The organism is Pseudoxanthomonas sp. PXM01 (genome assembly GCF_014851815.1).
In the GTDB taxonomy this organism is placed as follows: domain Bacteria; phylum Pseudomonadota; class Gammaproteobacteria; order Xanthomonadales; family Xanthomonadaceae; genus Pseudoxanthomonas_A.
The window spans coordinates 596,628-620,777 of the sequence record NZ_JACVAJ010000001.1 but is presented as its reverse complement, the minus strand read 5'-3'; the positions used below and the strand labels follow the sequence as shown (position 1 = coordinate 620,777).

Below are 24,150 nucleotides of genomic sequence, written 5' to 3'. Positions count from 1 at the left end.
TCGCCAGCAAGAAGCCCCGCCAGAGCGGGGCTTCGTTTCTGTAGCGCATGCCAACTGGCTCAGCTGGCGCGCTTCAATACCTGCTTGCGATCGCGCATCACGTTGTGGCATTCGCGCACGCTGGGCAGCAGAGCCTGCGCTTCCGCACGCGCGGCGGCCGGGGTGTCGTCGTCGCTGATGGTTTCGTTGAAGGCCTTGAGCAGGCGGTCCTCGGATTCCTCGAGCTCGGCGACGTAGCCGTACGTGGTGTCGCCCAGGGCCGCGCGGACCTTGCCGTAGAACTGCTGCATGCTGCCGACCATCGTGCCGTGCTCGGCGGGCGTGCCGCCGGTCGCCGCGACGGTGGCGCTCAGGCGCGCCACGATGTCCTGCTTGACGCCGGCGATGCGCGTGAACAGCGATGCGAGTTCCGCATCCTTCACCTTGCCCGCGGCCTCGGTGTAGAAGCTGTGGCCGTCGCGCGCGATCTCGATCAGATCGTTGAGGCTGTGCTGGATCTTCTTCTGCGTATTCATGGGAACTCCTCTTTGGCAGGGGGGAGGGCGAGCCGCCTTCCGGAGCTCCACCGTGGCGCACCGGGGATCAACATCGCGTGACCTCGCGGCACCACGATTCATGAACATCGCGAGCGTGCGAAGCCGCCGTAAAGATCGCTAAAGATTTCCGTTACGCGGCCGATGGCATGAGATCGAACATGCGAAAAGGGCCGGTGCGCGTGCCGCTGCTTGCGAGAGTGACGGAGTGGTGGTCGAGGGGCCGGCGTGCGCAGGCCGCGTCACCGCGCGTGCGTGGCGTGACGGAGCGGGCGGACATCGTCGCCACATAGTTGTCGCACGACGCGCCACCGCGCGACTGGGCCGGACCGCTGCTGCGCCTCGCCGGGGTGGATGCCGCAGCGCTGCAGTCGCCGGAGGAGGGGGAGCCCGTCATTGCCGCTGCTGCGCGTGCGCTGGCACGCTTCGCCGAAGATCCGCAGCGCCTGCCGCGACGACCGCAGCTGCTGCCGCACCTGCTCAGCACCCTCAACGACGAAGAAGCGTCGAGCCGGGACATCGCGGGCATCATCGCCCGCGATCCCGCACTGGCGGCCAACCTGCTGAAACTGGCGAACAGCGCGCTCTATCGCAGCCATGCGGCGCCCGTGGAAAGCCTGGATCGTGCGGTGGCGATGGTCGGTGTCGACGGCCTGCGGCATCTGGTCGCCGTCGCGCTGATGCAGCCGGTGATGAAGATGGACGGCGGCGTTTTCGGGCGCCTGCCGGACCTGATCTGGGACCACACGCAGCGCACCGCGCTGATCGCCGCCGACGCCGCGCGCGCAGGCGGTCGCGAGGACGTCTTTGCTGCGCAGCTGCTGGCGTTGTTGCAGGGGCTGGGCGCGATCGTGGTCGTGCAGGCGCTCCGGGATGCCGTCGACCGGAACGCGGGCGCATTGCCCGCCGTCGATGCACTGGCCGAGCTGTTGCATCGCTGGTCGCCCAGTCTGGGGCGTGCGGTCGCGGGCGCGTGGGGGCTGTCGGAGCGCGTCATGCTGGCATTGCATGAGCAGGATGTCGGCGATATCGCAGCGGCCAGTGGGCTGGCGCGCGCGCTCTCGCGGGCGGCACCTGAGGCCAGCAGGGCGATGGAACTTCCGCCAGCGTCCGACGTGGCAGCCTGACGGTTCGTTTTCCCACCAGTCAGGCAACGCACGCGCGCTTGACGCGATCCTTATCTCGCATGCGGTATCCCTCGATCAGGCAAAGTCCAACGACGAGGTGTGTCCATGACACTCGAATTGCGTTGCCGATGCGGAAAGGTGCGGGGCACGGTGAATGCGCGCCGCGCGTACGCACGCGCCACGTGCTACTGCCACGACTGCCAGGCGTATGCACGCCATCTCGGCCAGCCTGGCGTGATGGATGCGCGGGGCGGGACCGACATCATCGCGATGAATCCCGATGCGGTGACGTTCACCTCGGGCGAAGAGCACATCGCGGGCCTGTGCCTGCGCGAAGGCGGCCTGCTGCGCTGGTACGCGGGCTGTTGCCGCACGCCGTTGGGCAATACACCGCGGGACGGCAGGACGGCCTACGTCGGCATCGTGGCCGCATGCCTGCCCGATGCGGTGGAACGGGACGCGGCCTTCGGTCCGCGCGACCGGATCGTCCTGAATGCAGGCTCCGCCATGGACCGCGTGCAGCCGACGCCGTTCGCCCTGGTGGGCGGGGGGCTGCGGATCGCCGCCGGCATCACGATGGCGAAACTGCGCAGGCAGACGCCGTCGCTGTTCTTCGACATGAACGGGCAACCGCATAGGACCGCGCATCCGCTCAGTGCGCAGGAGCGCAGGTCCGCGCGCCCGGAACCTGCCTGAGCGTCGCGCGCGCGTATAGCGTCAGGCGAACTGGCGGTCGACGCGCGCGGTGAACAGCAGGTCGGCTTCCACGGGCTCGCCCATCAGGTACCCCTGGTAGAGGTCGCAGCCGAGGCGCCGCAGGTGCTGGCGTTGTCCCGGCGTTTCGACGCCTTCCGCCACCACGCGCAGGTTCAGCGTTTTCCCCAGCGCGATGATCGATGCCACGATGGCCACGTCGTCGGCATTGGTTTCCAGTTCGTGCACGAAGGCGCGGTCGATCTTCAGTTCGTCCGCCGGCAGGCGCTTCAGGTACAGCAGGCTCGAGTAGCCGGTGCCGAAATCGTCGATGGATATCTTCACGCCCATCCGCGTCAGTTCGTCGAGGATGCCCAGGCTGGCATCCGCGTCGCGCATCGCCGTGGTTTCGGTGATCTCCAGCGTCAGGCTGTCGGCCGGCACGCCGTGCCGGGCCAGCGCGTTGGCGACGGTTTCGACCAGCGAGGGCGACGAGAACTGGAGGGGCGACAGATTGATCGCCACGTTGTCGATCACGTGGCCGGCTTCGCGCCAGGCGCGCATCTGGCGGCAGGCCTCGTCGAGTACCCAGTCGCCCAGCGCGAGGATCAGGCCGCTGCGCTCCGCTGCGGGAATGAAAGCACCCGGCGAGAGCAGTCCCAGCTCCGGATGCTGCCAGCGCAGCAAGGCCTCGGCGCCCACCATGCGGTAGTCCGGCGCGGCGAACTTCGGCTGGTAGTGGAGGACCAGTTCGTCGCGCTCGACGGCGCGGCGCAGCTCGTTCAGCAGCTTGACCTGCTGGTGGGCACTGATGTTCATCGACGGCGCAAAGAAGGTGTACCCGTTCCGGCCGTTGTCCTTGGTGTGGTACATCGCGGCGTCGGCATGCGCCATCAGCTCGCGCTCGCTGTCGCCGTCGGACGGGTACAGTGCGATGCCGATGCTGCCGGTGACATGCAGGTCGACGCCCTGCACCGGCAGCGCCGTCGTCGCGACGGTATCGATGATGCGCTGGGCCACCATGGCGGCGCCTTCGGGGTCGGTGGTGGCGATGATCAGCACGAACTCGTCGCCGCCAAGGCGTGCGAGGGTGTCCTGGCTGCGCAGCAGGCCGCGCACGCGGGCGGCCACGTCCGCGAGCAGCGCATCGCCGGCCTGGTGGCCGTAGGCGTCGTTGATGCCCTTGAAGCCGTCCAGGTCGAGGAACATGACGGCGAACTGTTCATGCTTGCGCTTGGCTTTCTCGATCGCCTGCTCGATGCGGTCCTGCAGCAGGATGCGGTTGGGCAGGCGCGTGAGCGGGTCGTGCAGCGCCGCCTGCACCAGTTCCTCGTTGGCGCGCGCCAGCGAGTTCGCCAGGTGGTGCGTGCGCGCATGCATCTGCCGGTCCAATACCGACACGAGCAGCGCGATGCCCATGATGGAGACGGTCGCCACGACCACCAGGTTCGCCAGCCACTGCGTGGGTACGCCACCGTCACGCGCGGCGCCGCACCAGCTGTCGGCAGGGAACTCGGCCGCCGCCATGCCGGTGTAGTGCATGCCGACGATCGCGAAGCCCATCACCACCGCGGCCAGCACCCGCAGCAGGTGCTTGCGGCGCCCGCCGCGACGCAGGTGGAAGGCGATCCACAGCGCGGCCCCGGAGGCGACCACGGCGATCACGATGGACAGGGTGAACCAGCCGGGGTGGTAATCGATGCCCGGTTGCATCTGCAGTGCCGCCATGCCGATGTAGTGCATCAGCGCGATGCCGATGCCCATCAGCACCGCGCCCAGCAGCAGGCGCCGGAACGGCAGCTGCGCCTGCGAGACCAGCCACAGGGCGAACGCCGACGAGCCGACGGCCGCCAGCATCGAGCAGAACGTCAGGGTGATGTCGTAGCCCAGCGGGATCGGCAGGTCGAAGGCGAGCATGCCGACGAAGTGCATCGACCACACACCGAGACCCATCGCGAATGCGCCCCCGGCGAGCCACCAGCGGGCGGCGACGCCCTGGGTGGTGGCGACGCGGCCGGCCATGTCGAGAGCGGTGTACGACGCGAGGATGGCAACCAGCAGGGAGAAGAGGACGAGGATCTCGTTGTAGGTGCCGGTCATGGGATGGTTCGTTGCCCAGGGCATGAGCGTATCGGTCATTACTATCGGCGCTGCATCCGGCTTCTTGAGCGGCTGGAGCCCGGCGGACGCAGCGGATCGGTCGTTCCAGCACCTTTGGCACAGTCGGCGGCGGAACCCCGCCGATATCCTTCCAGCACGCCCGCGCGCGATGCGCGCCTGTCCCGCTGCCGGAGAACCCTGTTGAAGAAGACCCTGCTGTCCGCCGCCACGCTGCTGGCCCTCGCCGCTGCCGCCCCGCTGGCGGCCCACGAAGACCATGGCTGCCTGGATGACGGCTGCACGCTGCAGTCGCTGTTCGCCGAACCCGACGCCGGTGGGGCCGCGGCGGCCGGAACGACGATCGCCGCCAAGCGCTTCGGCAGTTGGGGCCTGGATACCGCCGGCATGGACCGCCAGGCCAAGCCCGGCACCGATTTCTTCCGCTATGTCAGCGGCACCTGGGCCGATACCACGCCGATTCCGGCCGATCGCTCCAGTTACGGCGGTTTCGCCATCCTGCGCGACCTGTCCGAGGCGCGCCTGCGCGTGCTGGTCGAAGGCTACGCGCTGGGCGATCCGGCCACCGGGGGCGACCCGGCCAAGATCGCCGCGCTGTACCGCGGCTTCATGGACGAGCAGGCCATCGATGCGCTGGGCGCCAAGCCGCTGCAGCCGGTCCTGGCCGAGATCCGCGCAGCGAAGGACAAGGACGCCGTGGCGCGCCTGATGGGTCAGCGCGGCGGCTTCTTCGACAGTTTCTTCAATCTGGGTGTCAGTGACGATCAGAAGGACCCCGACCGCTACACGCTGTACCTGAGCCAGGGCGGCCTGGGCCTGGGCGATCGCGAGATGTACCTGCGCGACAACTTCAAGCCGCAGCGCGAGCGTTACGAGGCCTACATCGCGCAGATGCTGCAGTTGGCAGGCTGGGCCAAGCCGCAGGAGAACGCGAAGGCGATCCTGGCGCTGGAGACCCGCATCGCGGACGCGCACTGGACGCGTGCTGAAAGCCGCAACCGCGACAAGACCTATAACCCGCTGGAAATGACGGCGTTCGCGACGACCTCGCCTGGCTTCCCCTGGGCCTCGTTCTTCAAGGCCGCGGGCGTCGATGGCGCGGGCCGCGTGGTGATCCGCCAGGATTCCGCCATCCCGAAGATCGCCGCGATCTTCGGTGAAGCGGACGTGGCCACGCTGCAGGCCTGGCAGGCGTTCCATGCCGCCGACAATGCGGCGCCGCTGCTGTCGAAGGACTTCTCGGTCGCGCAGTATGAATTCCGCGACAAGTTCCTGTCCGGCCAGCCGCAGCAGCGCGAGCGCTGGAAGCGCGGCGTGTCCTTCGCGGAATCGGCGATGGGCGAGGCGATCGGCCGCGACTACGTCACGCTGTATTTCCCGCCTGACGCGAAAGCGAAGATGGATGCGCTGGTCGCCAACGTGAAGGCGGCGATGGGCGCGCGCCTGGACACGCTGGCGTGGATGAGTCCGGCCACCAAGGCCGAGGCGCACGCCAAGCTGGCCGGGTTCGGCCTGAAGATCGGCCATCCCGACAAGTACCGCGACTACAGCGCCCTGGTGGTCAAGAACGGCGACCTGTTCGGCAACGCGCAGCGTGCCGGCCAGTTCGAGTGGGACTACCGCCGCGCGCGCATCGGCCAGCCGGTGGACAAGGGCGAGTGGGGCATGACCCCGCAGACGGTCAACGCGTACTACAACTCGGTGAAGAACGAGATCGTGTTCCCGGCCGCCATCCTGCAGCCGCCGTTCTTCGATCCCGATGCCGATCCTGCGGTGAACTACGGCGGCATCGGCGGCGTGATCGGCCACGAGATCATCCACGGTTTCGACGACCAGGGGCGCAAGTCCGACGGCAAGGGTGTGCTGCGCGACTGGTGGACGGCCGACGACGCGGCCAAGTTCGAAGTGCAGGCCGCCAAGCTCGGTGCGCAGTACGAGGCCTACACCTTTGCGCCGTTGCCCGGCATGCACATCAACGGGCGCGTGGCGATGGGCGAGAACATCGGCGACCTCGGCGGCCTGACCATCGCCCTGGAGGCCTACCACCGTTCGCTGGGCGGCAAGCCCGCGCCGGTGATCGATGGCTTCACCGGCGACCAGCGCTTCTTCATGGGCTGGGGCCAGATCTGGCGCACGCTGTGGCGCGATGATGCGCTGCGCCAGCAACTGGTCAACGGCACGCACTCGCCGGGGCACATCCGCGCGTTCGCACCGCTGCGCAACATCGATGCGTGGTACGACGCGTTCGGCATCAAGCAGGGCGATCCGCTGTACATCGCCCCGCAGGATCGCGTGCGGATCTGGTGATCCGCTGACCTCCACCGGCAGGCGTGCATGCGCGCCTGCCGGGCGAGGCGAACGCCGCAGGGTTGCATGGTGACGGCGTCACACCGATGATGCGGGGGTTGTTCCACGCCCCCGCGCCATGTCCTCCCGTTCCGCTCCCACCTCGCAAGGCGACCTGTTCGGCGGCCCGCAGCCGGGCCGGCTGCACCGGCTGTTCTTCGCGCTGGTGCCCTCGGCGGGCGAGCGCGAAGGCCTGCGGCATCGCGCGGAAGACCTCAAGGCCGCCTTCCCGCAGGCGCGCTGGGTGCATCCCGAGCGCTACCACCTGACGCTGCATTTCCTCGGCGAGAGCGATGGCCCGCGCGAGGACATGGTGCGCACGGCGCGCGATGCGATGCAGGACTGGCAGCTGGAACCGGTCGGCATCACCCTCGACCACCTGCTGTGCCTGGGCAATCCGAAAAACCCGGCATTGACGCTGGCTGCGCTGGCGCCGTCGCCTGCCGTCGTCGCTTTCTGGCGCAATCTGCAGCAGCGCCTGTTGCGGGCCGGCTTCAAGCAGCACGTGGGACGCAGCTTCGTTCCGCACCTGACGCTGGCCTACGTGCCGCCGCGCACCGCGCCGGTCGACGTGGCGCCGATGGTCCTGCACCCGCAGGCCGTCCACCTGCTGCAGAGCATCGAGGGCGAGGCCGACTACGACAAGCTGGGCGAGTGGCCGCTGGGCTGATGTGGCGCGCGTCGAGGCGCTAACATGGCGGCGCGATGGGGATCGCGTGAGGACAGACAGGGGAGGGGTGATGGAGCGTCCGGTATGGCGTCGCGGTGTCGCGATGCTGGTTTTCCTGCTGGGCCTGTCCGCGTTCGCCGCGCAGGCCAGCATGCGCGAGGTCGAGCCCGGCAGTGCGCCGGCGTTGAAGGCGGGCGAGGGGCTGGTGCTGATGGCGGTGGATACGCCGGTGCCGGTGTACTCCGTACGCATGAACCGCGACGGCAAGATCTTCGGCTCGGGCGCGATGCGCCAGCTGAAGGCCGGTCGCAGCTTCCGCCTGTACGCGGTGCCCGCCGGTGCCTACGGCTGGCGCGAACTGCAGATGATCCACGGCTACAGCTACAAGCTGGCCGACGACGAGGATTTCCGTTTCAAGGTCGAGGCCGGGCGGATCACCTACCCGGGTGACCTGCTGTTCCGGCCCACCTCGGTCTGGCGCGCGCAGTTTGCCATGGCCAATCGCGCGTTGGCCGCGATCGACTGGCTGCGGGAGGAGCATGCCGCGATCTACGCGGCTTACCCGTTCGAGTTCACCGGACGCTATCCGGATCCGTTCCCGGCCTTCTACAAGGCGGTGCAGGCGACCGGGACGCAGGACACCACTGCCGACCTCGGCGAACCGCCGGCGCCATCCGCATTGCCGCTGCCGGTGGCCACGCTGTTCAAGCGGGACCGCATCCTGGAAGCCAGCATCAACCCCACCGGCACGCTGCTGGCGCTGCATGTGCACGAAGGCAAGGACGACTGGGGCGTGGATCTCGTCGATCTGAAGGCGGGCAAGGTGTCGAGGCTCGCAAAAAGCGCACTGGCGTTCGACCGGATGGAATGGGCCAGCGACGATCTGCTGCTGCTGACCATCGACAAGCCGAGAGGACTGCAGATGGTCACGGTGGTGCGCGTCGACCGGGACGATGCCGGCAACCGTCGCTACACGCAGATCAAGCTGCCGCGCGATGGCGTGATCGTGGATCCATTGCCCGCCGACCCGGCCCACATCCTGTTCGCCAGCTACTCCAACCAGGGCGAGCCGATGGTGCACCGGCTTCCGATCGGGAGCCAGCAGTCGGTGGATGCGTTCCGGTTCATCTATCGCGATCGCGTCAACCAGGGTTTGACGGATGACGTGGGCTGGTTCACGGACGGGTTCGGCCGGCTGCGGTTGGTGATGGCCCGCAAGGACGATGGTTACGTGTTGCTGCGCAAGGAAGAAGGCGAGTACCGGCAGGTCCTTGCGCTGAACGAGGACATGGACTTCGATCCCGTCGCGCTGTCGCACGATGCCGCCGTGGTCTACGGCTTCACCGAAAAGGATCGCGGCCAGCGCGACCTGGTCGAGTACGACCTGGCGAAGAAGGCAGTGACGCGGACGCTGTTCACGCGGCCGGGCCAGGATGTGCGCAGGGTGCTGTTCGACGCCCGGCGTGTGCCCATCGGCGTGCAGTACTACGAAAGCGGCAGGATCGTCAGCCACTACTTCCAGTCGGATGACGTGCACATGGAAGGCCTGCTGCAGAAGGCCTTCCCGGGCAGGCTGGTGCAGGTACTCGACCGAAACCGCGACGGCCGCCATGTGGTGCTCAGTGTCGATGGCCCGGACCATCCGCCGCAGCTGTTCCACCTGGATGCGGCCGGTGGCCAGGTGTCGCTGATCGACGACTTCGCGCCGTCGCTCGCCGAGCTGCGCTTCGCCCCGGCGGAAGTCCTGCAGGTCAAGCACGCCGACGGCACGAAGATCGATGCCTTCCTGACGCTGCCGGCGGGGCCGGGCAAGCGTCCCCTGGTGGTGATGCCCCACGGCGGGCCGATCGGCGTGGCCGACAGCCTGCATTTCGACCGCGACGTGCAGTTCATCGCGTCATTGGGCTACGCAGTACTGCAGGTCAATTTCCGCGGCTCGGAGGGGTACGGAAAAGCGTTCCGCGAGGGCGGTTACCGCGGCCACGGCACGGTGATCGAGGACGACATCGAGGCCGCGCTCCAGCACGCCCTGGCGCGCTATCCCCTCGATCCGGCGCGCATGTGCATGGTGGGCGCCAGCTACGGTGGTTACTCCTCGCTGGTCGCCGCGGTGCGATGGCCCGACCGCTTCCGGTGCGCGGTGTCGATTTCAGGCGTCAGCGATCGCGTGCTGTTCTTCACCGCCAGCGATTCGGCCAGGCGCGCCAAGACGCGCGAGCACATGGAGAAGACCATCGGCAATCCGCACACCGACCTGGCGCGGATGCAGGAGACCTCGCCGCTTTACCAGTACGCGCGCATCCGCACGCCGGTGATGTTGATCCATGGCCTGGAAGACGAGCGGGTGGACTACGAACACAGTCGCCGGCTCGCGCGCATGCTGCGCCTGGGCGGACATCCCGCCGTCGGCTTGGTGTTCGAGAAGGAAGGTCACGGCTTCGACTCGCAGGAGAACGAGGAGAAATCCTGGACGGCCGTGGCCGGCTTCCTGCAGAAGCACTTGGGCGCGACGGATGCGCCGGCGAGGTCGGCGGCGGCGCCCTGAGCGAAGGCGCTCAGCGTGAGAGGCGGCGCAGGGCGTCCAGCTTGGCGTGGTAGAGCTTGCGGTTGTCGCCTTCGGCGAGACGTTCGGCACGCGCCAGCGCCTTGCCTGCCCGGCGGTTGTCGCCCATCTGGAAGTACACGCGCGCCAGGCCGAAATGGAAGCGGTGTTCGTCCGGGAACAGCTTGATCGCCTGCCGGTAGTCGCGGACGGCCCGTTCGAAATAGCCTTCGCGCTCGTGCCGGACGCCCTGCATGAAATGGTGGAACGGATCCAGGGCCTGCACGCGCTCCAGGCGGGCCTGCAGGCGTGCGGCGGCGGCGGTGTTGCCGGTGCGCTGGTAATGCGCGGCCAGGTTGGACAGGGCGCCGGGGTCCTGCGGGTTCAGCTGCAGCGCATGCAAGTAATGCTGTTCGGCCTGCACCGGGTCGCCATGGCGCAGGTGCAGGACGCCGGTGTTGCTCCACGTCACGGCGTAGGCGGGATCCAGCGTCTTGGCCACGCTGGCGTAGCGCAGGGCGTCGTCCAGCCGGCCGGCTTCCAGCAGGTCGGCGGCGCGGTTGTTGTAGTAGTGGACCAGCAGGCGCGCGTCGCTGATCTGGCGCGGTGGCTTGCGCGCGATCACCTGGTCCCAGGCGACGTCGACGGTCAGCTGGCGGCGCTGGATGTGCACGCCGGCATTGACGTGGTGGGTGCGGTAGAGCGTGTCCTGTTCCTGCCGCCAGGCCAGGGTCTCGTCGATTTGCTGGCCATAGGCCTGCAGGCCGGCTTCGCGCGCGAGCGCGATGGCCAGCAGGGTGAAGCTGAGGCAGTTCGCCTTGCGGGTGGCGTAGGCCTCGGACACCGTGTGGTTGGCGTCGATGTCGTAGCTCATGCCCAGGTCGTCGGGCGAGAACAGAAACTCGACCATCCGCCGCAGGCGTTGCTCGGAACCGCGCGGCGTCGACAGGACCCTGGCGCGGAACTGCTGCCGCAGCGGGTCGGGCAGGGCCATGATCTCGGCCGGGGTGGGCGGTTGGGCGGCGGGAACGGAGGGCGCGACGGGCGGGGGCGCCAGTCCGGCCACGGCCAGCGTGGCGGCCAACAGGGTGGCGATCATGGGGCGGCCCTCCCGACGGAGACGATGGCGGCAGTCTATGCGCTGTGGCGATGCAGCATGGACACATTGCGGGCGTTAGGATGTGCGCATGGACCTCGTTGCCCACCTGATAGCCTGCCCCCACTGCGCCGCGATGAACCGCGTGCCGGTGGAGCGGCTGGCCGAGGCGCCGCAGTGCGGTCGCTGCCACGACGCGTTGTTCACCGGTGTGCCGCTGGCGCTGGGCGAGGCGGACTTCGATCGCCATGCACTGCGCAGCACCTTGCCGCTGCTGGTCGATTTCTGGGCGCCGTGGTGCGGTCCGTGCCTGCAGATGGCGCCGCATTTCGAGCGCGCGGCAGGCGTGCTGGAACCGGCGATGCGCCTGGCCAAGGTCGACACGGACGCCAGCCCGGGACTGGGCAACCGCTTCGGCATCCGCAGCATCCCGACGATGGTGCTGCTGCAGGGCGGCCGTGAGATCGCGCGGCAGAGCGGTGCGATGCAGGCGGAGGGGATCGTGCGGTGGGTGAGGGGACAGGTGGGTGCCTGATACGCGCGAATGTTCATTCGGACTGGAGAATGAACGTGTCAGCCTGAGGCTGCTCGATGCGCGGGATCGCGAGCTGTACGTGGCGGTCTATACCGATCCCGTGATGATGGCGCAGGTAGGTGCACCCCTTGACGGCGAGGCCGCGCGCGTCGCGTTCGACAGGACATGCAGGGCGAACCTCGAGGCCGCATTGCGTCATCGTTGCTGGGTCATCACGGCCGCTCCGGATGGCGCGGTCGCCGGTCTGCTGGGATTGGGCAGGAAGGCGGACGTTGTCGAGATCGGCGGCATGATCCTGCCCGAGTGGCAGGGCCGCGGCATTTCAGGGCATGCCTTCCCGCTTGGCATGCAGGTAGCGTTCTCTGAACCCACTGTCGCGCACATGATGATTCGTTACCGCTCCACGAACACGTTCGCGGCCGGCTTGATGTACAAGATTGGATTCAACAAGATCGCCGATGCTCATCCGGACGATGGCCTGGAGCGCTGGTGGCTGACACGCGAAGAATGGGTGCGGTGGCGGGCGATGTCGTCGCGTCCGTCCCCGTGCGTCGCCGAGGAGAATGAATGAAATCGGGAAGCTTGGCCTGCGTGGGCCTGGGGATGACATTGGGGGCGCACTTGGCGCCACGGTCGCGCAACTACATCGAACAGGCGGATGTCGTCTTCCTGTCCGTTTCAGACCCTGTGGTCGAACTGTGGGTGCAGGAAATGCATCCCGATGTGCGTAGCCTGCAGCCTTTCTACGCCGAGGGTAAGGCGAGGACGGAGACGTACCGCCAGATGATCGACGCGATGATGGCTGAGGTGCGCGCCGGGCACCGTGTCTGCGGTGCGTTCTACGGCCACCCGGGCGTCTTCGCTCAGGTTCCGCACCGGGCCATCGCGCAGGCGCGCGCGGAAGGGTTCGATGCGGTGATGGAGGCTGCAGTGTCGGCCGAAGATTGTCTGTATGCGGACCTGGGGATAGATCCCGGTAACGTGGGTTGTCAGCACTACGAGGCAAGCCAGTTCCTTCTTTACCAGCGTGTGTTCGATCCCACGGCGTATCTTGTGCTGTGGCAGATTGGTGTCGTTGGCGACCGCAGCGTGTCCAGAACGTCTACCGGGGCGCCCCACCGCGCATTGCTGCTTGAGCTGCTGACCCCGTCCTACGGACCCTCCCACGAAGTCATCGCTTACGAAGCCGCGACGCTGCCAATATCGTCGCCGAGGGCCGATCGCATGTCGTTGGAGGCGCTGTTGTCCGCCGATCTCACTCCCGCGACGACCTTGGTGATTCCGCCCACGGGCCCGATGCGCCCCAATCAGGCCATGCTCGACCGGCTGAAGGTGCTTGAAGCCGGATAGACCACCCGCAGGCCAGATTTGCCCCTCGGGGCCAGGACTTGGGTAGAGGTGGTCGCCAAAAGAGGCTATCTTCGGCATCCGGGCGGGGCTGTGAGTTGGCCGTCGTCCTGGCAGGCGGCCTGTGCCGGCGGGGAACCGGTCATCGGTTTATCGGCTTGGCCGCGGAAAATCAACAGCCTTTTGGGGGAGACTACCTGTGTCGGTCGTAATTGGAATGCTTGAGAAGATGGGGGCCTCGGCCGCGTTTGGCCGGGTACCGCTGGAGTTGCTGGATACTGCAGAAGGGGATGCGCTCGCGCCTGCCGAACGCCTTGCATTGCGCGGTCAGGACGCGACCGCACTGAACAGGCTGCTGGATGGTCGCGCAACCATGTTCTGCATGATCGCTACGCCGGATGGCTCGGAAGAACGCGATGTTCCCGACGGTGCCGAGGAATTGCCGGACAGTCAGGAACCTGAGGAAGAATGAGTACGGGACGGCCGGGCATCGCCCGGCCGTCCAAGCCAAGGAGTCTGAAGATGGACGCACGTAGGTTCCGGTACGGATTACTGGGTTGCTTGCTCGGGCTGCTAAGCGCACCCGCATTCGCTGCGCCCTCATTCGACGCGCTGTTGAAGCAGGCAGACGAAGTCAGGACGGGCGACCCGACCGCCTTCTACAAACTCCTCTCGCAACTCGAGCTTCAGCAGGAAAGTGCGACCAAGGAACAGCGCAACAAGCTGCGCCTGATGAAGGCGCACGGCTTCCTCATGAAGGGCCAGTCCGAACTGGCGATCCAGGAGTTGCAGGAGCTGGGCACGGGCAGCGAAGACGTCAATCTCCGCTTTCGTGCGGGCGCCATGCTGGCGAATACCTATGCCGTCACCCGGCGTTTCGAGCAGGGACTGAGCGCACTCAACGAAGCCCTGCCGCTGGCATCCCAGGTCACCGACCGCGACAGTCGCCACCATGGCCTCATGGCGGCCGGCATTCTCTACAACCAGGTCGGCGAGTACAGCCTGGGCCGTGACTATGCCCAGCAAGTGCTGGAAGACGATCCGAAAGGGCGTAGCAAATGCCTTGCCGGCAATCTGGTCGTCGAATCGCTGCTTGGCCTGCATCAGCCGGTGCAGGAGGAGATGATTTTCTCCGCGATCCAGGCGTGCGAGCAACAGGAAGAATCCCTGCTGGCGGGATTCTCCCGAACCTATCTCGCGCGCAAATGGGTCGCGGACGGCAAACTCAAGAATGCCATCGACGTGCTGGAGAGACACCTGTCCGACGTCGAGGCCACGAAGTATCCGCGCTTGATCGGCGAGTACCACTCCATGCTGGCAGATTACCGCATGAAGCTGGGCGAAATAGGCGCTGCCGAAAAGCACGCGAATACGGCCGTCGCGCAAGGAACGGCGATCAACGGATCGTTGCCGTTGGTCGTCGCTCATCGAGTGCTGTACGAGATCGCGAACATGCGCGGCGATCCGGCGATGGCGCTTGAGCAATACAAGAAGTACGCCAATGCCGACAAGGCGTACCTCAACGAGGTCAAGACGCGCGAACTGGCTTACCAGCTGGTGCGCCAGCAGATCCTGCAGAAGAACCAGCAGATCAGCGTGCTCGACCAGAAGAACCAGGTGCTCCAGCTGCAGCGCAAGGTCGACCAGCAGGCCGCGCAGAACACGCGGCTGATCGTGATCCTGCTGGTGCTGCTGATCGCCTCGATCGGCTATTGGGCATTCAAGATCAAGCGCGTGCAGCTGTCCCTGAAGAAGATGGCCGAGACCGATGCCCTGACCGGCATCTGCAACCGCCACCACTTCACCCTGCGCGCCGAGCGCGCGCTGGCCGAGTGCGCGCGCAACGGCGAGCAGGCCTCGCTGATCATGTTCGACCTGGACCACTTCAAGAACATCAACGACCGCTTCGGCCATGGCACCGGCGACTGGGCGCTGAAGGAAGTGGCCGAGGCCAGCAAGGGCTTCTGCCGCCGCATCGACGTGCTCGGCCGCCTCGGCGGTGAAGAGTTCGCCATCCTGATGTACGGCTGCGACCTGCGGGCCGCCGCCCGCGTGGCCGAAGACTGTCGCGTGCGCCTGGCCCAGATCGAGACCCGCGAGACCGGGCACGTGTTCGCCATCACCGGCAGCTTCGGCGTGACCTCAAGCCAGCTGTCGGGCTACAGCCTGGCCAAGCTGCTCTCGCAGGCCGACAAGCAGCTGTATCGCGCCAAGCACGCCGGCCGCAACCGTGTCTGCGTGTACGACGCGGAGCAGGAGAACGTCCGCGCCGCCAGCAACGTGCTGGAGATGCCGCACCGCGATCGCGCCGAGCACCTCGGCGCCTGAGGGCCCGGATCAGGGCGTGTCGACGATCGCCCGCAGGCCGTCGTCGATCGCCAGCTGGTTGCGGCCCCGGCTCTTGGCCTGGTACAGCGCCCGGTCGGCCGCTTCCAGCCAGGCCCGCAAGCCCGCGGCTCCCGTCGTCTTCGCCAGGCCCAGGCTGACGGTGGGGCGAAGCCCCGGCGCGCTGTCCACCTGCAACGCCTGGACGCCTTCGCGGATGCGCTGCGCCACGATGCCGGCCGCCTCCACGTCGGTGCCGCGCAGCAGCACCGCGAATTCGTCGCCGCCCAGCCGGCCGGCCGCGTCGTGGCCACGGATGCTGTGGCGGATCACCTCCGCCGTGGCCCGCAGCACGTCGTCGCCCGCGGCATGGCCGTAACGATCGTTGATCGTCTTGAAGTGGTCGATGTCGATCATCAGCAGCGTGGCCGGCTCGCCGGTCGCCGCGCACTGGTCGAGCAGCAGTGCCGCCTGTTCCTGCCAGTAACGGCGGCTGTCCAGCGCGGTCAGCGTGTCGCGCCGGCTCAGTTCGTCCAGTTGCCGGTTCTGCCGCTTCACCTTGCGCACCAGGTGGTAGCTGGCCTGGCTGACGGCGATCGTGTGGATCAGCAGCATCGGCAGGCACGCAACCATCACCGGCATGCTGGTGACCGCCTGCATTTCGAACCCGGTCGCCGTGCCTGCGGCCACCGCACCGGCGGCCATCAGCGGCAGCGACCAGTACCAGAGCCGGTCGATGCCCGTGCTGATCTTGTCCACCGTGGCCAGGGTCACCAGCAGGACGCTGGGCAGCAGGTTGAAGCCCATCAGCGGCACCCACATGCCGGCGAGGATCGAGTCGACCAGCAGATTGCGGATCTCGCCGCGGAACGGCACCCGGTGGCGCAGCGCCAGCCACAGCGCGAGCTGCGGCCACAGCACCGTGGTGAACAGCAGGAACAGCCAGTGGCCCGCGCCCGCCTGGTTCTCCAGCAGGACCATGCCGATCGGCAGCGCGCTCAACCCCATGCCGAGCACCCGCAGCCGGTAGATCCGGCGCGGCAGGCGTTGGGTATGGCGCTCCGGATCGGTCCCGGGCGGTGCGGTGAACGGCATTGGCGCTGGAGTCCCCTTGCTCGTGGCGGCCATCCCCGGGGCGCCGGGGGATGGCGGAGTGTAGGTCAAAGCGTGATGGCGGGCACGCTGCGGAGTCATGCCTAACAGGGCGGCCGCCCGCACGGATTCTTGAGCGGCTGGACGATAATCCGGTGTCTTCCCTGCGTGATCCGCCGATGCCCGAGCCCCGACCTGCCGCCCAGCGGCTGTCCCCTCCAACGCCGATCCGGTTGGCCGGGTTGGCCGCGATGACCGGTGCGGTCGGGTTCCTGATGGTGGCGGGGTCATTGCAACTGGTGCGGGGCGACCTGGACTGGCAGCGGGCTACCCTGAGCCAGTATCTGCTCGGCCCTTGGGGGCTGCTGCTGCGAACCACGTACTGCGTGCTCGCTGCGACCATCGTGGTGCTCGCGATGGGCTTGCGCGCGCAATTGTCGTCGAGGGCGCGCAGCGCGGCGCCGCTGCTGCTGTTCTGCATGGGCGCCGCGGGGCTGGCGGGCGTGGCGCTCGGCGATTCCTGGCTGCCGCAGTCGGCGCCGGACTTCCATCACTGGTTCCATCACACCTGCGCGATCACCGCGTTCCTCTGCGTCACCACCGGCATGTTGCTGCAGGCGTGGCGGTTCCGCCTGGACGAGGCGTGGCGTCGGTACTTTCCGCTGGCCGCCGCGTGGTCATCGATCTGCTACGCCCTGTTGTGGCTGCATGCGCTCTGGCCGCCCGCAGGTCCGGGCTGGGTGCAGAAACTGCTGATCGCGCTGATCGTCATCGCCATGTGGCTCGGCGGGTGGTGGCTATGGCGCGCGGCATCCGGTGCGGTGGTGCGGCCGCAGCGCTAAGCTGCCCATTCAACAACGGAGGAATCCCCATGATCCAACGCTTCGACGTAGGCCCGCGACTGTCCGAGATGGCCATCCACAATGGCGTGGTGTACCTGGCCGGCCAGATCGCCGAAGACGCCACGCAAGGCATCGCCGGACAGACCCAGCAGGTGTTGGGCGAGATCGACGCGTTGCTGGCGCGTGCAGGGACCGACAAGTCGAAGATCCTGCGTGCCGAAATCTTCATCAAGGACCTGCAGGACTTCGAGGCGATGAACCGCGTGTGGGATGCGTGGGTGCCGGAAGGCAACGCGCCGCCGCGCGCGACCGTGCAGGCCAACCTCGCGCGTCCTGCATGGCTGATCGAGATCGTGGTGACTGCCGCGGTCTGAGGCATGGCGACGCGCAAGCCCGGCCCCTGGCAACGCCCTGCGCCGAAACGGCGTGGTGGCGGGCTGAAGCTGACAGCGGCGCAGGTGGAGGAAGCCCGCGCTCGCGCTGCGGCAGCGGGCCGGCGCTATCCGAACCTGGTCGACAACATGTACGTGGCGGCGAAGGCGCGCCGCGAAGGTGGCGCGGAAAGACCGGCGGGTGACGAAGCAGAATGACGGTGCATGCCGCGTGAGGACAAGCATGCACATCCGGCCGTAAATGTCTGTAATAAAACTGCTTTGAAACGCTAACCGGACTTCAACACGTCGTCGCGTATCGTGCCGCCCACGTTCCGCAGCCGCTGCGGCACGCACTTCCCGGGGTGCGCGCCGCAGCCCCTGCGGACGACCACTCAGGCGCTGCGTTGCGCCAGCCAGTCGATCACGCCATGCGCGGCGTGCCGGCCGCTGGCGAAGCAGGCCGTCAGCAGGTAGCCGCCGGTGGGCGCCTCCCAGTCGAGCATCTCGCCGGCGGCAAACACGCCGGGCAGGGTGTGCAGCATCAGCTGCGGGCCCAGTGCCTCCAGCGGAATCCCGCCGGCACTGCTGATCGCCTCGGCGATCGGACGCGTGCGCTGCAGGCGGAACGGAAAACGCTTCAGCGTCCGCGCGATGCGCGCGGGATCCGCGAGCGCCGCCTTGTCCAGGACTTCGTACAACAGCGCCGCGCGCACGCCGGCAACGCCGGCCTCGCGCCGCAGGTGTTCGCTCAGGCTTCGCGAGCCGCGCGGCTTGGCGAGACGGCGGGCGAGGTCCGCTTCCTCGCGACCGGGCAGCAGGTCCAGCACCAGCGTGGTGTGGCCATCGCGCGCGATGGCGTCCCGCAGCATCGGCGACAGGGCGTAGACCAGGCTGCCTTCGATGCCGGTGGCGGTAAGGACGCATTCGCCCTGGCGCTGGTGCGCAACACCGTCGGCGTCCTGCCAGTGCGCGACGACGGGCTTGAGCGGCTCACCGGCGAAGCGCGTGGCCAGGTGCTCGCTCCAGCCGATGTCGAAACCGCAGTTCGATGGCTGCAGCGGTGCGATTGCGATGCCTTCGGCTTCCAGCGGTTCTACCCACGCGCCGTCGGAGCCCAGCTCGGGCCAACTGCCGCCGCCCATCGCCAGCACGGTGGCATCGGCCTGTACGGCGATCTCTCCCTCGGGCGTCGCGAAGCGCAGCGCGCCGGCGTCGTTCCAGCCGAGCCAGCGGTGCTGCACGTGGAAGCGCACGCCCTGTTCGCGCAGCCGCCGCACCCAGCCGCGCAGCAGCGGTGCCGCCTTCAGGTCGGATGGGAACACGCGCCCCGAGGTGCCGATGAAGGTTTCCACGCCCAGACCGCGCGCCCACGCGCGCAGGGCGTCGGCATCGAAGTCGCGTAGCCACGTGGCGACGTCGTCGCGACGCCCGGCATAGCGCGTGACGAACACCTCGAAGGGATCGGAGTGGGTCAGGTTCATTCCGCCCTTGCCGGCGATCAGGAACTTGCGTCCCACCGAGCCCTTGGCGTCGTACAGGTCGACCTGCAGCCCGGCGGCGTGCAGGGTTTCGGCCGTCATCAACCCGGCAGGACCGCCACCGATGACGGCGATGGTGGACGGGGAGGCGGAATCTTCGGGGCGTTGCGCAGGCATCCGCATAGTATGCCGTGACCGTCCGCCGCTTCCGGCAGGCGCAGGGCGCGTACGCCATGCGGTATCGTCGCGCGGACCTCCAGACACGGGATACACGATGCGTTCGAACCTGCCGGCGACCACGGGTCGCGCCCTCTGGCTGCTCTGCCTGCTAGCGTCCGGCGCGGCCGCGAAGGAGGCCGCACCGCCGCCGGCGCTGCAGGACATCGATGCCTACGTCGAGTCCGTCCGCGAAGCCTTCGATGTTCCCGGTATCGCCGTGGCCGTGGTCAAGGACGGCGAGGTGGTGCTGGCCAAAGGCTGGGGCGAGCGCGAATTGGGCAAGGCGGCGCAGGTCGACGCGCATACGATGTTCGCCATCGCCTCCAACACCAAGGCCTTCACCGCCGCCTCGCTGTCGGTGCTGGCCGACGAGGGCAAGCTGACGCTGGAGGACCGGGTGATCGACCACCTGCCGTGGTTCCGCATGGCCGATCCCTACGTCACCCGCGAGATGCGCATCCGCGACCTGCTGGTCCATCGCAGTGGCCTGGGCCTGGGCGCGGGCGACCTGCTGTTCTGGCCCACCACCACCTACAGCAACCGCGAGGTCGCCGAGCGCCTGCGCGACGTACCGCTCACCGGCGGCTTCCGCGAGCGCTACGCCTACGACAACATCCTCTACGGCGTGGCGCAGCTGGTCGTCGAGGAGGCCAGCGGCCAGTCGTACGACCAGTTCCTGCGGACGCGCTTCTTCCAGCCGCTGGGCATGCGCGAGACGCGCTACAACAGCGATGCGCTGAAGCCCGGCGACAACGTCGCCACCGGCCATGCCAAGGCCGACTTCACCACGCTGCAACCGGCACCGCGAATGACCTGGCGCAATGTCGCCGGTGCGGGCGGGATCTATTCAAGCGTCACCGACATGGCCAGATGGATGAACGCGCAGCTCGCCGGTGGCACCTACCGCGACGCCAACGGCCGCGCGCAGGCGCTGTTCACGCCGGCACGCCAGCAGGCGATGTGGTCGCTGGTCACGCCGATCCCGATCGCCGAACCGAAGATCGAGGCGCTGAAGGCCGCGAAGCCGAACTTCCTCGGCTACGGCGAGGGCTGGATGGTGTCCGACTTCCAGGGCCGCAAGCTCGTCTGGCATACCGGTGGCTGGCCGGGCATGGTCTCGCGGGTGACGCTGGTGCCGGAGCAGAAGCTGGGTGTGGTGGTGCTGACCAACCAGGAAGTGGGCGCCGCCTTCAACGCGATCACGCTGAAAGTGCTGGATGCCTACCTGGCCGACAGCGGCACCGACTGGTTGGCGGCCTACCGGGCGCAGGTGGCGCAGTCCAAGGACAACGCCGACGAACACTGGCAGAAGCTGCTCGCCGCGCGCGACGAGGGTTCGAAGCCCTCGCTGCCGCTGGCGAAGTACGCCGGCACGCTGCGCGACCCGTGGTACGGCGACGTGGTGGTGGCGCAGGAGGGCAACGGCCTGGTCCTGCGTTTCAGCCGCACGCCGGAACTGGTCGGCGACCTGCAGCCATGGCAGCACGACACCTTCGTGGTGCGCTGGCGCGAGCGCTGGCTCAATGCCGATGCCTTCCTGACCTACTCGCTGAAGCCGGACGGCGGCATCCGCGAGGCACGCATGGAGGCGATCTCGCCGCTGACGGATTTCAGCTTCGATTTCCACGACCTGCGGTTGGCGCCGGTCGCGGACGACAAGCACTGACGGATCAGTCGTGCGGCTTGACGTCGAGCAGCTCGACATCGAACACCAGCGAGGCCCCCGGCGGGATGACGCCGCCCGCGCCCTTGCTGCCGTAGCCCAGGTCGGCAGGAATCTTCAGCGTGCGCTTGCCGCCGATCTTCATGCCGGCCACGCCTTCGTCCCAGCCACGGATCACCTGGCCAGCGCCCAGCAGGAAGGTGAAGGGCTTGCCACGGTCGACCGAGCTGTCGAACTTCATGCCGCGCTGCTGCGGGGCGTTCTCGTCGTACAGCCAGCCGGTGTAGTGCACGCTGACATCGCTCCCGCTGGTCGCCACGGCACCGGTGCCGGCGAGCGTGTCGATGCGCTCCAGTTCGGCGACGCTGCCTCCCGGGGGCGGGCCGGCAGGCGTACAGGCGGCGAGCAGGGTCAGCGAAACAGCGAGCAGCAGGGTACGCATCGAGGACGTCATCCGGTGGGGCGAGAGGCGCGCAGGGTAACCGATCCTGCGCGACGGGCTGCGTAGACGCACCGGGTACACTGCCCGCATGGCGAAACTTTTCCTGAACCTGCGCAACGTGCCCGGTGACGAAGCCGACGAGGTCCGCGACCTTCTGCGCTCGAACGCGATCGATTTCTACGAAACCCAGCCCAGCCCGTGGGGGATCTCCGCAGGCGGGCTGTGGATCGAGGACGTGGACCAGCTGGCACGCGCCAGGACGCTGATGGCCGAATACCAGGCGAGTCGGCGTGACCAGGCGCGCGCGCGCCAGGCGGCGGACGAGCGCGAGGGGCGGGCGGAGACGTTCATGGGGCTGCTGCAGGCGCGGCCGGGCTACGTCATCGGCATGCTGGCGGCGATGGTGGCGATCATCGTGCTGACGCTGGCCTTGCCGTGGCTGTTGCTCTGACGCTCAGGCCGCCGCGCCACCCGGCAACCGGTCCGCGTATGCCGTTTCCAGCGCTTCGTGCGCCACCCAGAAATTGCCCGGCGGGCGACCTTCCAACCGGTCGATGAGGATGCCGACGTGCGCGTGCCACCCGGCGGACACGCTGAGCAGTGCGTCGCGATCCGGCAGGCGGGCGTGGGTAATGGTCAACAGGACACGATCGCCATCGGGCTGCAGATCGAAACGCACCTCGGAGGAGCTGCCGTCGGCTTCTCCCCAGGTATGCGCCAGCAGGTGCGGTGGCTCACAGGCAGTGACCTGGCCTGACTGGCGATGGCAGCCGTCCTCGGTGCGGTATCGCTCGGGCGTCGGCACGCGATGTTCGGACAGATCATCGTTGTGGAACTCCAGCCGCACGTCCCCGCCGACGCGCAGGTCCATCGGACCGAACGCGAGCCAGCTGCCCCGGGCCTGGCTGTCGGTCAGGTAATGCCAGACGCGTTCGATGGGGCCGGGTAGCGAGCGCTGCAGACGCAGCGTGCCTGGGGCGATCTGCACGCCGAAGCCGGCGTTGATGGCGTTCATGGTGCACTCCGTGGAGGGTGATGAGGAATCAGAACATCGCGTGCAGGGCGTCCAGCATCGTGCTCCAGCCTTGCTGCGTGCGGTCGGCGTAGTCCGCCCAGGCGCGCGGCAGGTGATGGGTCAGGCGCAGCTCGCAGCCGCCCGGCGTCGGCGAGATGGCGATATCCACGACACTGCCGTCCTGGTCGGCTTCGCCGGCGATGGTCCAGGTGAAAGACAGGCGGTGCGGTCGGTCGATGACGAGGTACTCGCCCACGTGGTCGATGCGCTCGCCGCCGCGTTCGACCAGCATCGAGAAGCGGCCGCCGACGCGCGGGTCCACATCCAGGCGCAGCAGTTTTTCTTCGCGGATGTCCGGGCCGAACATCCATTGGCCCAGCAGGCGAGGCGTCAGCCAGGCGTCGAACACGCGTTCGGCCGGCGCGTCGAAGGAACGCTGTACGGTGACGTCGACCGTGTCGGGCGGGGTGGGGAGCGTCATGGCGTTTTCCTGGGCGAGGCGGCGAGGGGTGTGGTGTCCGCTTGCAGGACGGCATCGAGGGCGTCGAGGCGGGCGCTCCAGAACTGCTCGTACTGCCGCAGCCAAGCCTCGCCTTCGGCCAGCGCCTGTGGCCGGAGGTGGCACAAGTGAGTGCGGCCCTGGATTTGCCGCGTCACCAGGCCGGCGCGTTCCAGCACCTTGATGTGCTTGGAGGCCGCGGCCAGCGAAATCTGGAACGGCGCTGCCAGTTCGCTGACGCTGCGCGGCTGTCCGCCCAGGCTGCGCAACATGCGGCGACGGGTGCCGTCTGCGAGGGCGTGGAAGACGGCGTCGAGCCGGGGAGAGTCATGTTCAACCATGTGGTTGAGTATTTCGGCGACGCTCATGACTGTCAACCACTTGGTTGAATAAAAGGCGGATGGCCGACGGACGGTAAAATCGCACCATGGTCACCAACATCGCCGCTTACCACTTCGTCCCCATCGATGCGCCCGACGAGTTCGCGGCCACTTTGCATGCCCGTGCGGACGTTTTGTCGCTACGCGGCTCGGTACTGGTGGCGGGCGAGGGGTTGAACCTGTTCCTGGCCGGCGAGGCCGACGCGATCGAATCCTTCCTTGCGCCGCTGCGCGAAGACGCACGCTTCACCGGACTGCGGGTGAAGTACAGCCGCAGCCTGCAGATTCCCTTCGCCCGGCTCAAGGTCAAGGTGAAGCCCGAGATCATCAGCTTCCGCCGTCCGGGCACCACGCCCGAGGACGCGCGGGCACCGGTCGTTGAACCCCGCACGCTGGCGCGCTGGCTGGAGCAGGGACATGACGACGCGGGCCGCCGCGTGGTGATGCTGGACACCCGCAACGCGCAGGAAATCGAGTACGGCACCTTCGCCGGTGCGCTGACCCTGCCGATCGACAAGTTCACCGATCTGCCCGCCGCACTGGCACCGCATCGCGACGCCTTGCAGGACGCCACCGTGGTCAGTTTCTGCACTGGCGGCATCCGCTGCGAGAAGGCTGCGCTGTGGATGCAGGCCGACGGCATGGACAACGTGTTGCAGCTGGACGATGGCATCCTGGGGTACTTCGAGCAGGTCGGCGGTTTCGGTTACGACGGTGCCTGTTTCGTGTTCGACGAACGCGTGGCGCTGCGCCCGGACCTGACGCCGCTGGTGGACGCCGCCGCGGACGCCGCCGCGGACGCCGCATGAGCGGC

The 24,150-nt window shown here is 67.9% G+C and carries 25 protein-coding genes; 16 read left to right on the top strand and 9 right to left on the bottom strand.

What is annotated here, in order from left to right:
* Positions 1–59 precede the first annotated feature (59 nt).
* Positions 60–515 (bottom strand): PA2169 family four-helix-bundle protein, encoded by a 456-nt coding sequence (locus IB230_RS02770; RefSeq protein WP_192268499.1) that lies wholly within the window; start codon positions 513–515, stop codon positions 60–62.
* A 311-nt stretch (positions 516–826) separates the two neighbouring features.
* Here IB230_RS02770 and IB230_RS02765 point away from each other — a divergent pair, with 311 nt between their 5' ends.
* Together IB230_RS02765 and IB230_RS02760 are read left to right on the top strand one after the other, a co-directional pair.
* Complete coding sequence (locus tag IB230_RS02765) at positions 827–1,660, top strand: HDOD domain-containing protein (RefSeq protein ID WP_192268498.1); 834 nt, start codon at positions 827–829, stop codon at positions 1,658–1,660.
* A 105-nt stretch (positions 1,661–1,765) separates the two neighbouring features.
* Positions 1,766–2,356 carry a DUF6151 family protein gene (locus IB230_RS02760; protein ID WP_225589151.1) on the top strand — a complete coding sequence of 197 codons (591 nt, stop codon included), beginning with the start codon at positions 1,766–1,768 and terminating at the stop codon, positions 2,354–2,356.
* Positions 2,357–2,377: 21 nt separating this feature from the next.
* Here the strand turns inward: IB230_RS02760 and IB230_RS02755 are convergent, their stop codons facing one another.
* Positions 2,378–4,453, bottom strand: coding sequence for a bifunctional diguanylate cyclase/phosphodiesterase (locus tag IB230_RS02755; protein ID WP_192268494.1), 2,076 nt, complete (start codon positions 4,451–4,453; stop codon positions 2,378–2,380).
* Positions 4,454–4,654: 201 nt separating this feature from the next.
* Between IB230_RS02755 and IB230_RS02750 the strand changes: the two genes are divergently transcribed.
* From IB230_RS02750 to IB230_RS02740, 3 genes are all read left to right on the top strand, one after another.
* On the top strand, positions 4,655–6,778 hold the full coding sequence (locus tag IB230_RS02750; RefSeq protein WP_225589149.1) for a M13-type metalloendopeptidase: 2,124 nt from the start codon (positions 4,655–4,657) through the stop codon (positions 6,776–6,778).
* 118 nt (positions 6,779–6,896) lie between these two features.
* Positions 6,897–7,487 carry an RNA 2',3'-cyclic phosphodiesterase gene (gene thpR, locus IB230_RS02745; protein WP_192268490.1) on the top strand — a complete coding sequence of 197 codons (591 nt, stop codon included), beginning with the start codon at positions 6,897–6,899 and terminating at the stop codon, positions 7,485–7,487.
* A gap of 70 nt (positions 7,488–7,557) precedes the next feature.
* Entirely contained in the window at positions 7,558–10,032 is a 2,475-nt protein-coding gene (locus tag IB230_RS02740) for a prolyl oligopeptidase family serine peptidase (protein WP_192268488.1), read from the top strand.
* Between the two features lie 10 nt (positions 10,033–10,042).
* On the opposite strand, the gene IB230_RS02735 is transcribed toward IB230_RS02740, so the two are convergent.
* A complete protein-coding gene (locus tag IB230_RS02735; RefSeq protein ID WP_192268486.1) occupies positions 10,043–11,128 on the bottom strand; it encodes a tetratricopeptide repeat protein in 1,086 nt (361 codons plus the stop codon).
* An 88-nt stretch (positions 11,129–11,216) separates the two neighbouring features.
* Here IB230_RS02735 and trxC point away from each other — a divergent pair, with 88 nt between their 5' ends.
* The 5 genes from trxC (at position 11,217) to IB230_RS02710 (ending at position 15,335) form a co-directional block, all read left to right on the top strand.
* Entirely contained in the window at positions 11,217–11,660 is a 444-nt protein-coding gene (gene trxC, locus IB230_RS02730) for a thioredoxin TrxC (RefSeq protein WP_192268484.1), read from the top strand.
* A complete protein-coding gene (locus IB230_RS02725; RefSeq protein ID WP_192268482.1) occupies positions 11,653–12,231 on the top strand; it encodes a GNAT family protein in 579 nt (192 codons plus the stop codon). Before trxC ends, IB230_RS02725 begins: the two co-directional genes overlap by 8 nt.
* A complete protein-coding gene (locus IB230_RS02720) occupies positions 12,228–13,010 on the top strand; it encodes an SAM-dependent methyltransferase (protein WP_192268480.1) in 783 nt (260 codons plus the stop codon). Before IB230_RS02725 ends, IB230_RS02720 begins: the two co-directional genes overlap by 4 nt.
* A 214-nt stretch (positions 13,011–13,224) precedes the next feature.
* A complete protein-coding gene (locus IB230_RS02715) occupies positions 13,225–13,479 on the top strand; it encodes a hypothetical protein (protein ID WP_192268478.1) in 255 nt (84 codons plus the stop codon).
* Between the two features lie 143 nt (positions 13,480–13,622).
* Complete coding sequence (locus IB230_RS02710; RefSeq protein WP_192268476.1) at positions 13,623–15,335, top strand: GGDEF domain-containing protein; 1,713 nt, start codon at positions 13,623–13,625, stop codon at positions 15,333–15,335.
* A gap of 9 nt (positions 15,336–15,344) precedes the next feature.
* On the opposite strand, the gene IB230_RS02705 is transcribed toward IB230_RS02710, so the two are convergent.
* Positions 15,345–16,427: a diguanylate cyclase gene (locus tag IB230_RS02705; RefSeq protein ID WP_192268474.1), complete on the bottom strand. Its 1,083-nt coding sequence runs from the start codon at positions 16,425–16,427 to the stop codon at positions 15,345–15,347.
* Between the two features lie 152 nt (positions 16,428–16,579).
* On the opposite strand from IB230_RS02705, the gene IB230_RS02700 reads away from it, so the two are divergent.
* The 3 genes from IB230_RS02700 to IB230_RS02690 are packed head-to-tail and all read left to right on the top strand — an operon-like array spanning position 16,580 to position 17,856.
* The gene (locus IB230_RS02700; RefSeq protein WP_343227242.1) at positions 16,580–17,266 is read left to right on the top strand and encodes a DUF998 domain-containing protein; all 687 of its coding nucleotides are present in this window, start codon (positions 16,580–16,582) and stop codon (positions 17,264–17,266) included.
* Between the two features lie 29 nt (positions 17,267–17,295).
* Positions 17,296–17,640, top strand: coding sequence for a RidA family protein (locus IB230_RS02695; RefSeq protein ID WP_162338854.1), 345 nt, complete (start codon positions 17,296–17,298; stop codon positions 17,638–17,640).
* Positions 17,641–17,643: 3 nt separating this feature from the next.
* Entirely contained in the window at positions 17,644–17,856 is a 213-nt protein-coding gene (locus IB230_RS02690; RefSeq protein ID WP_192268472.1) for a hypothetical protein, read from the top strand.
* Positions 17,857–18,032: 176 nt separating this feature from the next.
* On the opposite strand, the gene IB230_RS02685 is transcribed toward IB230_RS02690, so the two are convergent.
* Entirely contained in the window at positions 18,033–19,295 is a 1,263-nt protein-coding gene (locus IB230_RS02685; RefSeq protein ID WP_192268470.1) for a TIGR03862 family flavoprotein, read from the bottom strand.
* Positions 19,296–19,392: 97 nt separating this feature from the next.
* Between IB230_RS02685 and IB230_RS02680 the strand changes: the two genes are divergently transcribed.
* The gene (locus IB230_RS02680) at positions 19,393–21,003 is read left to right on the top strand and encodes a serine hydrolase (protein ID WP_192268468.1); all 1,611 of its coding nucleotides are present in this window, start codon (positions 19,393–19,395) and stop codon (positions 21,001–21,003) included.
* Between the two features lie 4 nt (positions 21,004–21,007).
* Here the strand turns inward: IB230_RS02680 and IB230_RS02675 are convergent, their stop codons facing one another.
* Positions 21,008–21,442, bottom strand: a complete 435-nt coding sequence (locus tag IB230_RS02675; RefSeq protein ID WP_192268466.1) for an FKBP-type peptidyl-prolyl cis-trans isomerase — start codon at positions 21,440–21,442, stop codon at positions 21,008–21,010.
* A gap of 88 nt (positions 21,443–21,530) precedes the next feature.
* Between IB230_RS02675 and IB230_RS02670 the strand changes: the two genes are divergently transcribed.
* Entirely contained in the window at positions 21,531–21,893 is a 363-nt protein-coding gene (locus tag IB230_RS02670; RefSeq protein ID WP_192268464.1) for a DUF6164 family protein, read from the top strand.
* A gap of 3 nt (positions 21,894–21,896) precedes the next feature.
* Here IB230_RS02670 and IB230_RS02665 read toward each other — a convergent pair whose 3' ends face one another.
* The 3 genes from IB230_RS02665 to IB230_RS02655 are packed head-to-tail and all read right to left on the bottom strand — an operon-like array spanning position 21,897 to position 23,324.
* Positions 21,897–22,457, bottom strand: coding sequence for an SRPBCC family protein (locus IB230_RS02665; protein WP_192268462.1), 561 nt, complete (start codon positions 22,455–22,457; stop codon positions 21,897–21,899).
* A 28-nt stretch (positions 22,458–22,485) separates the two neighbouring features.
* Entirely contained in the window at positions 22,486–22,938 is a 453-nt protein-coding gene (locus IB230_RS02660; protein WP_192268460.1) for an SRPBCC domain-containing protein, read from the bottom strand.
* The gene (locus IB230_RS02655; RefSeq protein WP_225589147.1) at positions 22,935–23,324 is read right to left on the bottom strand and encodes a metalloregulator ArsR/SmtB family transcription factor; all 390 of its coding nucleotides are present in this window, start codon (positions 23,322–23,324) and stop codon (positions 22,935–22,937) included. Before IB230_RS02655 ends, IB230_RS02660 begins: the two co-directional genes overlap by 4 nt.
* A 59-nt stretch (positions 23,325–23,383) precedes the next feature.
* Here IB230_RS02655 and IB230_RS02650 point away from each other — a divergent pair, with 59 nt between their 5' ends.
* Entirely contained in the window at positions 23,384–24,145 is a 762-nt protein-coding gene (locus IB230_RS02650; RefSeq protein WP_192268458.1) for a sulfurtransferase, read from the top strand.
* Positions 24,146–24,150 lie beyond the last annotated feature (5 nt).